This window comes from Dysosmobacter sp. (assembly GCF_052306735.1).
Classification (GTDB): Bacteria; Bacillota; Clostridia; order Oscillospirales; family Oscillospiraceae; genus Oscillibacter.
Window position 1 is genome coordinate 21,863 of sequence record NZ_DAWBAJ010000024.1, and the last position, 10,418, is coordinate 32,280.

General features: G+C 57.0%; 11 protein-coding genes, 1 tRNA gene and 1 pseudogene. 4 read left to right on the top strand and 9 right to left on the bottom strand.

Annotated features, from left to right (window positions below; translation table 11 throughout):
* Nucleotides 1-77 precede the first annotated feature (77 nt).
* Nucleotides 78-1,181, bottom strand: a complete 1,104-nt coding sequence (locus tag ACT67G_RS07585) for a D-alanyl-D-alanine carboxypeptidase family protein (RefSeq protein ID WP_326216144.1) — start codon at nt 1,179-1,181, stop codon at nt 78-80.
* A 213-nt stretch (nt 1,182-1,394) separates the two neighbouring features.
* On the opposite strand from ACT67G_RS07585, the gene ACT67G_RS07590 reads away from it, so the two are divergent.
* Nucleotides 1,395-2,462, top strand: a complete 1,068-nt coding sequence (locus tag ACT67G_RS07590) for a hypothetical protein (protein WP_325246991.1) — start codon at nt 1,395-1,397, stop codon at nt 2,460-2,462.
* A gap of 53 nt (nt 2,463-2,515) precedes the next feature.
* Here ACT67G_RS07590 and ACT67G_RS07595 read toward each other — a convergent pair whose 3' ends face one another.
* Genes ACT67G_RS07595 through ACT67G_RS07610 form a run of 4 tightly spaced genes read right to left on the bottom strand, consistent with a single transcriptional unit; the run spans nt 2,516 to nt 5,878 of the window.
* Nucleotides 2,516-3,964 (bottom strand): pyruvate carboxylase subunit B, encoded by a 1,449-nt coding sequence (locus tag ACT67G_RS07595; RefSeq protein ID WP_443663851.1) that lies wholly within the window; start codon nt 3,962-3,964, stop codon nt 2,516-2,518.
* A 6-nt stretch (nt 3,965-3,970) separates the two neighbouring features.
* Nucleotides 3,971-5,230, bottom strand: a complete 1,260-nt coding sequence (locus tag ACT67G_RS07600) for a sodium ion-translocating decarboxylase subunit beta (protein WP_443663852.1) — start codon at nt 5,228-5,230, stop codon at nt 3,971-3,973.
* Nucleotides 5,231-5,246: 16 nt separating this feature from the next.
* Complete coding sequence (locus ACT67G_RS07605; protein WP_325246988.1) at nt 5,247-5,585, bottom strand: biotin/lipoyl-containing protein; 339 nt, start codon at nt 5,583-5,585, stop codon at nt 5,247-5,249.
* Between the two features lie 32 nt (nt 5,586-5,617).
* The gene (locus tag ACT67G_RS07610) at nt 5,618-5,878 is read right to left on the bottom strand and encodes an OadG family protein (protein ID WP_443663853.1); all 261 of its coding nucleotides are present in this window, start codon (nt 5,876-5,878) and stop codon (nt 5,618-5,620) included.
* A 230-nt stretch (nt 5,879-6,108) separates the two neighbouring features.
* On the opposite strand from ACT67G_RS07610, the gene sfsA reads away from it, so the two are divergent.
* Nucleotides 6,109-6,789 carry a DNA/RNA nuclease SfsA gene (sfsA, locus tag ACT67G_RS07615; RefSeq protein WP_443663854.1) on the top strand — a complete coding sequence of 227 codons (681 nt, stop codon included), beginning with the start codon at nt 6,109-6,111 and terminating at the stop codon, nt 6,787-6,789.
* 19 nt (nt 6,790-6,808) lie between these two features.
* Complete coding sequence (locus tag ACT67G_RS07620; RefSeq protein WP_325246985.1) at nt 6,809-7,387, top strand: manganese efflux pump MntP; 579 nt, start codon at nt 6,809-6,811, stop codon at nt 7,385-7,387.
* A gap of 51 nt (nt 7,388-7,438) precedes the next feature.
* Here ACT67G_RS07620 and ACT67G_RS07625 read toward each other — a convergent pair whose 3' ends face one another.
* The 3 genes from ACT67G_RS07625 to ACT67G_RS07635 all read right to left on the bottom strand — a co-directional run bounded on the left by ACT67G_RS07625 (nt 7,439) and on the right by ACT67G_RS07635 (nt 9,449).
* Nucleotides 7,439-7,594, bottom strand: a complete 156-nt coding sequence (locus ACT67G_RS07625; protein ID WP_443663855.1) for a hypothetical protein — start codon at nt 7,592-7,594, stop codon at nt 7,439-7,441.
* 90 nt (nt 7,595-7,684) lie between these two features.
* Nucleotides 7,685-8,776, bottom strand: coding sequence for an S-layer homology domain-containing protein (locus ACT67G_RS07630; protein ID WP_443663856.1), 1,092 nt, complete (start codon nt 8,774-8,776; stop codon nt 7,685-7,687).
* A 43-nt stretch (nt 8,777-8,819) separates the two neighbouring features.
* On the bottom strand, nt 8,820-9,449 hold the full coding sequence (locus tag ACT67G_RS07635; protein ID WP_325246982.1) for a redox-sensing transcriptional repressor Rex: 630 nt from the start codon (nt 9,447-9,449) through the stop codon (nt 8,820-8,822).
* 275 nt (nt 9,450-9,724) lie between these two features.
* On the opposite strand from ACT67G_RS07635, the gene ACT67G_RS07640 reads away from it, so the two are divergent.
* Nucleotides 9,725-9,801, top strand: a tRNA-Arg gene (locus ACT67G_RS07640).
* A 73-nt stretch (nt 9,802-9,874) separates the two neighbouring features.
* Here ACT67G_RS07640 and ACT67G_RS07645 read toward each other — a convergent pair.
* A pseudogene (locus ACT67G_RS07645) lies at nt 9,875-10,418 on the bottom strand (hypothetical protein); the annotation flags it as partial.

The window sequence follows — 10,418 nt, forward strand, 5'->3', positions numbered from 1 at the left end:
AGAGAAGCGCCGGTCTCTGCTGTGAGAGGACCGAAAGTCCTGGTGGGAAGTTCTAACCAAACAGGAAAAGCACCCCGTTACGACGGGGTGCTTTCTGTTTCAGGAAGACAGTATTGGGTGTACAGCGCCACATGGTCATAGATGGCCCGCCAGCTGCTGTGAGCATTGCCTGTGACACAGAGATAGCGGCTGCCGTCAGAGGTCTCAGCCCAGCTGGCGGCACAGTTGCCGGATTGGACCACATAGCCCGTTTTGCCGCCCACGACTTCCAGCCCCTCCGGCACATGGTCCTCGATCTTGCGCAGGAACCAGTTGGACAGATCCTGCCCCTCGGGGTGCTGCGCAGTGGGCTGGGTGTGGTAGATGTGGGTGGAGAGGACCTCCCGGCACAGGTCGTTCTCCATGGCGGCTTTCAGGATCAGCGCCATATCGGTGACGGTGCAGGAGTGGGCTTCATCGTAAAGGCCCACGCAGTTGGTAAAGTGGGCGGTATCGGATAGGCCCAGTTCCTCCAGCTTTGCATTCATCAGTTCCACAAAGGCCTCCTGGGAGCCGCACAGGTAGTACGCAAGGCCCAGGGCGGCATCGGCGCCGGAGGGGAGGATAGTCCCGTAAAGCAGATCCCGGATGGGGATGACCTCCTCGTTCAAAAACCCCACGACACTGCATTCATTGACATAGCAATAATCCGTTACCTCCAGCGTCATGGTGAAGGTGTCGTCCAGGCTGACATCCTTTTTTTCAATTTGTTCTACTGCTACAAGAAGCGTCAGGATCTTGGTCATGGAGGCGGGGTTGATGCGGGTATCAGCGGCTTTTTCCGCCAGAATGGTACCGTTGGCAAGATCGATCACCACGGCGTATTGGCTGTCGGCCTCAGCGGAGATGGCGGCAGTCTGTGCCGTTCGTTTTACCGTGTATGCCGGTTCCGGTTCCGGCTCCGCCGGGGGCGTCTGCACCTCCATCTGCGCCGCCTGTACGGAAGCTGTGGGATCCTGCGTTTCCTCCGGCTGTATGGCATACCAGATCAGGCAAACAGCCAGCAGGGGAATGAGTACCGCCGCCAGACGCAGGCATTGCAGCCGAAGATGCTGACGCCGCCTGCGCTTTCGCTGTGCTGCGCGCTGTGCCCGCCGGGCGGCCCGCTCCTGTTCCGTGCTGTGGGAGAATTGATAGTCCATAGCTGTTGTCGCCTGCCTCGCTGTGTAGAGTCGCCACCAGGGTACTGCCTGGGTACATGCACATTATTATAGCAAGAAAACTGCGCCCGTGCACCCTGTTTTCCGAAAAAATAAAAATTTGCCGTGGAGGAAGGAAAAAACACCGGAAAAACGCTGTCAGGCCAAGCCGGAGCGCCATAATCTGAAAACGAGAACAAAACTTGGAGGGAGATTATGGCACAGGTTACGAATTTTTTCGTGGGAGCAAACAGCGGAAACGGGTTCCAGAACCTGTTTTCGGAACTGACCGACCTGGAGGATACCTATGATCTGATGATTCTCAAGGGAGGCCCCGGAGTGGGAAAGAACACCTTTATGCGGGAGATCGGCCGGGCTATGGAGGAGGCGGGTACGCCGGTGGAATATCTGTGGTGCTCCGGTGATCCCGACTCCCTGGACGGCGTGGTGCTGCCAGCTCTGCGCTGTGCCGTGGCCGACGGTACCAGTCCCCATGTGCTTGAGCCCAAATACCCGGCAGCGGTGGATCGGTATGTGGATTTGGGGAGATTTTACGATCTGTCCGCTGCCAAGCGGGATGCAGAGGAGGTAAAGGCCCACACCCATACCTACAAGGCCGCCTACGAGCGGGCTTACCGCCACCTGAAAGCCGCCCGGTCTGTGGAGCTGGATGCCGTTCGGACAGTGGCCGCGGGATTTGACCGGCCCCGGGCGGAAAAGCGTGTGGGAGGCATCATCACCCGGGAGCTGCGCCGCCGGGGCGGACAGCAGGGGCGCACCCTCCGCCGCTTTTTGGGAAGCATGACCCACAAGGGCTACATTTGGCGTTTTGACAGCGTGGATGTCCTCTGCCCCAAGGTCTACGAGTTCGCAGACAGCTGGGAGCAGGCGGGGCCGCTGCTGGAGATGCTCCGTCGGGAGGCCACGGCAAACGGCTGGGACGTCATCGCCTGTCCAGCCCCTGAGGAGCCGGAGCGGCTGGAGCATCTGCTGGTACCGGGACTGGGGCTGGCCTTTGTGACCTCCCGGCCAGGAATGGACTACGGAAAAAAGCCCTTCCGCCGGATCCGGCTGGATGCTCTGGGAACGGCGGAAAAGCGCGCCCGGCTGCGCTTTGAGACCCGTATGGCGGCACTGCTGCGGGAGGAGGGACGGCATGCACTGATGGACGCCAAAGCTGCCCACGACCGCCTGGAGGCAGTTTACAATCCCTATGTGGACTTTGACGGAGTCCGGGCGCTGGCGGCCATGGAGGCCGGACGGCTGCTGAGTTATCTGAAATGACATTGCTATCCAAAAAGAGAGACACCGGTTCTCGGTGTCTCTCTTTTTTAGATTTAAGGTTGATATTCCACGTACAGCTCCCGGACGGTGTCAGCGTCGGAAGGTGCAGAGGGCTTGGGGGATACCGATGCTTCATGGGGGCCGTCCCGCCAGGCGAGGAACTTGGGGGCTACCTGGGGGAACAGAGCCAGAGAGAGAACGTCCTCGTCGCTTTTGGCAATGTCCCGGAACTCCTCCCGGTATTTGGGCAGCTCCGGCTCCAAAAGATCCGCCGGGCGGCAGGTGATGACCTCCTCTGGAGAGATACCGGCCTTGGCCCGGACATCCTCGTTCACGGTGCCGGGAAGTTTTCCGTACTCTCCCCGGAGCATGGCCTTGGATTCTTTGGTGAAGGTCTTATACCGTTCCCCGGTGATGACATTCATTACCGCCTGGGTGCCCACAATTTGGCTGGAGGGGGTCACCAGAGGCGGGTAGCCGTAGTCCGCCCGCACCCGGGGAATCTCGGACAGAACTTCATAGTATTGATCCTCTTTTCCAGCCTGTTTGAGCTGGGAGATGAGGTTTGAGAGCATGCCGCCTGGTACCTGATAGAGGAGAGTGTTCGTATCCACATTCAGCACCTTGGGATCCAGGGATCCCTCCTCCTTGAGCCGCTGGGCAACTTTGCGGAAGTGGGCAGCCGCTTCACTCATTTTATTCAGGTCCAGCCCGGTATCCCGGACAGTGCCCTGGAGAGTGGCCACCAGGGATTCCGTAGCGGGCTGAGAGGTGCCGTTGGCCAGGGGAGAGAGGGCGGTATCCACAATGTCCACCCCCGCCATAGCCGCCATGAGATATACCATGTCGCCGGTGCCGGTGGTGTTGTGGGTATGCAGGTGGATGGGGACAGATACCGTCTCCTTGAGGCGTTTCACCAGAGAATAGGCCGCCGTGGGCAGCAGCAGGTTTGCCATATCCTTGATGCAGATGACGTCGGCTCCCATCTGCTCCAGCTCCCGGGCCAGTTTTACGAAGTATTCCTCGTCATGGATGGGGGAGATGGTGTAGGACAAGGTAGCCTCTACCATGCCGCCGTACTTCTTGGTGGATCGGATGGCCTGCTCCAGGTTGCGCACGTCGTTGAGTGCATCGAAGATCCGGATGATGTCGATGCCGTTCTCAATGCTTTTGGCGCAGAAGGCGTCCACCACGTCGTCGGCGTAGTGTTTGTAGCCCAGGATGTTCTGGCCCCGGAAGAGCATCTGCAGCTTCGTGTGGGGAAGAGCCCTGCGCAGCTGCCGCAGCCGATCCCAGGGATCCTCCTTTAAAAAGCGCATGCATGCGTCGAAGGTGGCACCGCCCCAGCACTCCAGGGACCAGTAGCCGATGGAGTCCAGCACTTCGCAGGCAGGGAGCATATCCTCCAGCCGCATGCGGGTGGCCGCCTGGGATTGGTGGGCGTCCCGGAGGATGGTATCGGTGAGATACAGGGGGGTCTTGGATAAGAATTCCATAGCCATTCTCCTTTACCCGAACAAAGAGATGAGGACGCCCGCGGCAATGGCGGAGCCGATGACGCCTGCCACGTTGGGGCCCATGGCGTGCATCAGTAGGAAGTTGCCGGGGTTGGCCTCCTGGCCCACTTTCTGGGATACCCGGGCCGCCATAGGCACGGCGGAGACTCCGGCGGAGCCGATGAGGGGATTGATCTTCTCTTTGAGGAACAGATTCATAAACTTGGCCAGCAGCACGCCGCCGGCGGTGCCGAAGCCGAAGGCCACGATGCCCATGGCCAGAATTGCCAGGGTCCGGGGGCTGAGGAAGGTGGTGCCGGTGGCGGTGGCGCCCACGGAGACCCCCAGAAAGATGGTGACGATATTGACCAGTTCATTTTGCACCGTCTTGCTGAGCCGCTCGGTAACGCCGCACTCCCGGAAGAGGTTGCCCAGCATCAGGCAGGCAATGAGCGGAGCGGCAGAGGGGACCAGCAGTGCAACAAAGACCGTCACCAAGATGGGAAAGACGATCTTCTCCCGCTTGGAGACTTCCCGCAGGGGCTTCATGACGATCTTGCGCTCTTCCTCCGTGGTGAGGAGTTTCATGATGGGCGGCTGGATCACCGGCACCAGGGCCATGTAGGAGTATGCCGATACCGCGATGGGGCCCAGCAGGGCCGGGGCCAGCATGACGGTAACGAAAATGGCGGTAGGACCGTCGGCACCGCCGATGATGCCGATGGAGGAGGCCTCCGGGCCGGTAAAGCCCAGCAGGCGGCAGCCTACGTAGGTCATGAAAATGCCCAGCTGTGCGGCGGCCCCCAGCAGCAAGCTCTTGGGGTTGGCGATGAGAGGGCCGAAATCCGTCATGGCGCCCACACCCATGAAGATCAGGCAGGGATAGATGCCCAGCTTCACGCCCAGATACAATACGTCAATGAGCCCCACGGAGATGGTCTGCCCTACTGTGACGGTGGCGAGTACCGTGTCTGAAACACCCTCTGCCGCAAGGCCGTCCAGAAAGGCCTGGGTAATTTCAGCGCCGCCGAAGAGATCCCAGTGGATATGCCCCCCGGCAAAGAGAATCTCGTGGTACATCTCCGCCCCCGGCAGGTTGGTCAAGAGCATGCCGAAGGCGATGGGAACCAGCAGCAGCGGTTCGAACTTCTTCACGATACCCAGGTACAGCAGTACGCAGGAAATACCGATCATAATGAGACATTTCCAGTTGCCCTCCTGGGTGAATTGGTAAAAACCTGTACTGTTGATAAAATTCAGGATCGCTTCCATACCGCCCTCCAGTCTGTCACTGGATGACGCACAGCACCGTGCCGGACTCCACCGACGCACCCTTGGCGGCGCTGACGGATATTACCCGGCCGTCCCGGGGACACATGATCTCGTTTTCCATCTTCATGGCCTCCAGGATCATCAAAACCTGTCCCCGCTTTACCGGATCTCCCGGGGCAATGCTGACAGACAGGATGGTTCCCGGCATGGGGGCCGTTACCGTTTCACCGCCGGCAGGGGCGGAAGCAGCGGGGGCGGCTGTGGCAGCAGCCGCGGACGCCGGGGAGGGTCCCGTCAGTTCCTCCAGTTCGATCTCATAGGGGACACCATTGACCGTGACTTTGTACTTTTTCATTGACCTTTCTCCAATCCCTTCCTGGTTTCCAGTTACAGCCGCTTGATAGAGCGGATGCGGATGCCGGTGACGTCCGTCCCCAGATCTTCCGCAATGGCGGCGGAAATGGCGGCTACCATCTCCGGTCGGATGGGTTCCGGCGGCGGGACCTGTGGGCTCCGGCAGGCGACAGGGGCCGTTTTCCCTTTGCCGCATATCACGCTCATGAGTTTCGTCAGACCGATCAGACAGACCAGACCGAAGAACACCGTTCCCATACCCATCACGCATACAAATGCGCTGCTGTAGTCCATAGCTGCCTCCTTTACAAGTTTTAGTTATATTTTAACATATTTCACCATAGAATCAACTGAATATTTGTGCATTATTTTTGACATTCCAGCCGGTGACGGATATCCACTGTGAAAAAGGGCGAAAATTGAGGAGTTGACCGGTTCAATCTTGGCAACCCGCAAGACTTGATGTATGCTATTCTTTTATCAGATATCACATTGCCGGGGAAATCCCGGAGGAAAGGGGCGTCATGCGATACCGGAATGTCATTGGCGGGTCATTTCTGGACCGGCCCAACCGCTTTATTGCCCATGTGGAGACTGCGGCGGGAATCGAGACAGTCCATGTCAAAAATACAGGCAGGTGCCGGGAGCTGCTGGTGCCGGGAGCCACGGTATATCTGGCAAAAGGGGACAATCCTGCCCGGAAAACAGCATATGATCTCATAGCGGTGGAAAAGGGCAGCCGCCTGATCAATATGGACGCCCAGGCCCCCAACCGGGTGTTTGCGGAATGGGCCGCTGCCGGCCGCTTCCTGCCGGACACCCGATCCCTTTGGCCGGAGTACCGGTGGGGGGATTCCCGGCTGGACTTCTGCGTGGAGACGGCCCATGGAAGTCATCTGGTAGAGGTCAAAGGGGTAACGCTGGAGGAGGACGGTGCTGCCCGCTTTCCGGATGCGCCTACGGAGCGGGGTGTCCGGCACATCCGGGAGCTGCAGAAGGCTGTGCGTTCCGGGCTTGACGCTACCCTCTTTTTTGTGGTACAAATGAAAGACGTCCGCAGTGTGGCCCCCAATGACGACACCCATCCTGCCTTCGGTGAGGCTTTGCGGGAGGCAGCGGCTGCAGGAGTGCACGTGTGTGCCTGGGACTGTGATGTGACGCCGGAGAGCCTTGCCATCCGGCGGGAGGTTCCGGTGATCTTGTGAGAGGAAATCAGGGGAGTATATGGGAATTTTGGAATTGCTGCTCATTGGTGTGAGCTTGTCTATGGACGCCTTTGCGGTGTCGCTGTGTCAGGGATTGAGCATGCCGCGGCTCAACTGGCGGCACGCTTCCGTCATTGCGCTGTTTTTCGGCGGCTTTCAGGCTCTGATGCCTGTGATCGGCTGGCTGCTGGGATCTCAGTTTGCCGGATACATCCAGAGTTTTGACCATTGGGTGGCGTTTTTCCTGTTGCTGATCATCGGCGGAAATATGGTGCGGGAGGCGTTTGCACCGGAGGAGGAAGCGGAGGACGGCTGTTCCGCCGGAGAGCATCTGGATCTCAAGCGCCTTTTTCTCATGGCGATTGCGACCAGTATCGATGCTCTGGCCATCGGTGTCACCTTCGCGTTTTTGGAAGTGGTAATTCTGGAGGCCGCTGCTGTGATCGGTGTGACCACCTTTGTGATTTCCCTGCTGGGGGTAGCTATCGGCAATTACTTCGGCACCCGTTATCAAAAGCGGGCGGAGATCACCGGCGGTGTGATTTTGATTTTGTTGGGAGCCAAGATTTTACTGGAACATCTGGGGATCCTGGGATAAAAAGAAGCGCCCCGTGTCCGGATGGACACGGGGCGTTATTCTTATGCACGCTCAGCAGCAGGAGTTGGGATTGCAGCCGCAGCCGTTGTTGTTGCCGCAGCCACAGCCGCAGCCGTTGGAGCTGCCGCTGCCGCAGCAGCACCACAGAACGATCAGCAGAATGATGATCCAGCAGCAGTTGCCTCCACCAAAACCGTTATTGCACATACCGGAACCTCCTAAGATATCGTAGGCCGGCCCGACCGGCCTCAGTCCATAGTATGCAACAGGGGGGAGGTGGTGACAGAAGGGAGGCTCTTATTTCCGGCCGCTGGTTACCAGGGACTGAGCAGCGGTCCATTCCTGCCGGGTGAACACGCCCTTGTTCAGAAGAACGCTGCCCAGAGTGCCGCTGCCGTCGGATACCATGGCGTCCAAGGCATAATAGGAGACATAGACCAGATCCGCCCGCAGGAAAGTGCCGCTGCGCAGGGAAGCGGCCTCGTTGGAGTTGAGGACGCCGCTGGCGCAGGCACGATCCAGAGTGTCAGACAGATTGGTGTTGCCGGAGGAGCTGTACCCCAGGGCCCGCAGCATGAACTCCACATACTGGTTGGCCGTGATCCCCAAAGAGGGCTGGAAGGTGGTAGCGGTATAGCCGTTGGTGTATCCCTTTTCATAGGCGTAGCCCACATACTGGGCGGCCTGGGTGCCGGGAGTGATATCGGTAAAGGGGGTGGTGCCGGACCAGGCCAGCGCGGCATTTTCCTCCCCCAGAACCCGGATGAACATAATAAGGGCCTGAAGACGGGTGGGGGAAACCTCCAGATCATAGCCGCTGCCGTAGCCGGTAAAGCTGCCCTGGAAGAGATGGATGGTCTTCAGAGCGGAGGCGATGGCATTGTAGTCCGTAGCGCTGGAATAGGTAAAGGAATAGGGACCCTGATAATCCAGTACCGCGGTTTTGGAGGTGACCGCAAACTGGGCGGTAGTATCCTCCGCTACCATATAGCGGTGGTTTGCCGCCAATGCCGTGCCGCTGGAGACAGCGGTACCAGTGGTGACGTCGATTACAGCGCCGGAGGCGAAGGTCACATGGGCGCTGCCCGCCAGGAGCAGAACGTTGGTTCCAGTGGTTCCAACCAGCACATCGCCCTGCTTGAGCCGTGTTTCTGCCCAAGTGGAAGCGGAGGCGGAGGAGAGATCTCCGCTGGAGAGCTGCTCCAGAAGCTGCTGATCCGATGCGTTCAGCTTTTGATCCACCTGGTTATTTACCGTATCGGTAAACGTGCCGGTCAAATGAGAAAGCGAAACCAGAGGATCGCCGGAACTTCCGCCAGCGGCCAGCGCCAGCATCAGCGTTGCGGAAATCGCCAGGCAGGCGGCGAGAAGAACGGTGAATTTCTTCATGAAAATGATGTATCCTTTCGTCTTTCCGATCCAGCAGCCGGGATCAGCGGTTGGCGATGCGGTAACTGAGGGTCAGCAGGCTGTCTGCAAAGTGGATATTCTCAAATTTTACATCGGGGTAGGGACTGGAGAGTTCCACGTTTGTAAAGTTCCAGAAGCCTTTCACCCCCAGACTCATCAGGCGGTTTGCGGTATCCTGTGCCACAGATTGCGGGATGGTGAGCACCACCACATCTACTGTGTGGGTGTGGATATAGTCATCTAAATCATTGAGGGACAGGATGGGGACGTGGTTGACGGTAGACCCCACCACTGCGGGGGAAACATCAAAGGCCGCATCCACAGAAAATCCGGTGGAAGCGAAGGGAAAGTTTTGCAGCAGCGCATGGCCCAGATTACCCACGCCGATCATGATGAGGTGATGATCGTTGTCCACGCCCAAGATATGGCCGATCTCCGAGCGCAATTCTTCAACGTTGTACCCATATCCCTGCTGTCCGAACTCTCCAAAGCAGCTGAAGTCCTGTCGGATCTGGGAAGCGGTGATATTCATTTCCTGCCCCAACGAGTGGGAGGAGATCCGAACGACACCCCGGCGGCAAAGATCCGTCAACTGGCGGTAATAGCGGGGCAGCCGCCGAATGACGGCGTCTGAAATATTCTCCTTTTTCAATGCAATTCCCTCCGAATCTTAGGGTCTTGTTAAAATATTCTCAAAAGTTAGTTTAGCCCATTCCACCTTAATTGTCAAATTTTTTAACAATCTTTTTTGACACAAAAAAATTTCCTCAAAAAGCTTTACAAATTCGAAAAAGATTGCTATACTATTAAGCACGCGTGGATGACACGTTTTACATGCGCCCGTAGCTCAGTTGGATAGAGTGACAGACTCCGACATTTCCGGCGGTTCCAGTTGAGATACAGCGCAAATCCCCTGCAAGTGAATATGCGCCCGTAGCTCAGTTGGATAGAGTGACAGACTCCGACTCTGTAGGCCACTGGTTCGAATCCAGCCGGGCGTACCAAAAGAGGGCCTCTCGTAAAATGTTTTTACGAGAGGCCCTCTTTTCAGGCGTCTATAGTGTCAAACAAACATATCTAAGTTAATAGATTATCGTCTATGTTCTTTAGTAATTCGGATAAAACTGAAATTTCGTCTTCGCTTGGATAAGGCGAGTGAGTTGCCATTAGCCTTTGGTTGCAGACCTTATCCGGGTTCATTCCTGTAATCTTAAACAAAACATCAGATCTGTCCTCAAGTTCTGCATGTCGAAGTTCCTCATCCAGAACCCACATGCGAAATCTTGGACCAACGCCATTTCGTTGCCATACATATCTGAAGTCCGAAAACATAAGACCTTCCAGGGATTCTGTATATACAATGATAGCCGTGATCTTTTTTAATGCATCTGGATGTACACCTATTGCGTTTGCGATATTCGGATGCATCAGTATTCCATTGACTTCATTTGTTAATAATGCCCAAGGCTCTAAAAAACTGTTAGATGGAAAATCTCGATAAGACCAATTTATATACAGCAAATTATATTCATTCTTTTCGGGAACTGCAAACTTGCTTGCTGCACTGTTGATAAAATCTCGGAGTTTTAGTACACGCGGGGGCAAATAAATAATCCCATGA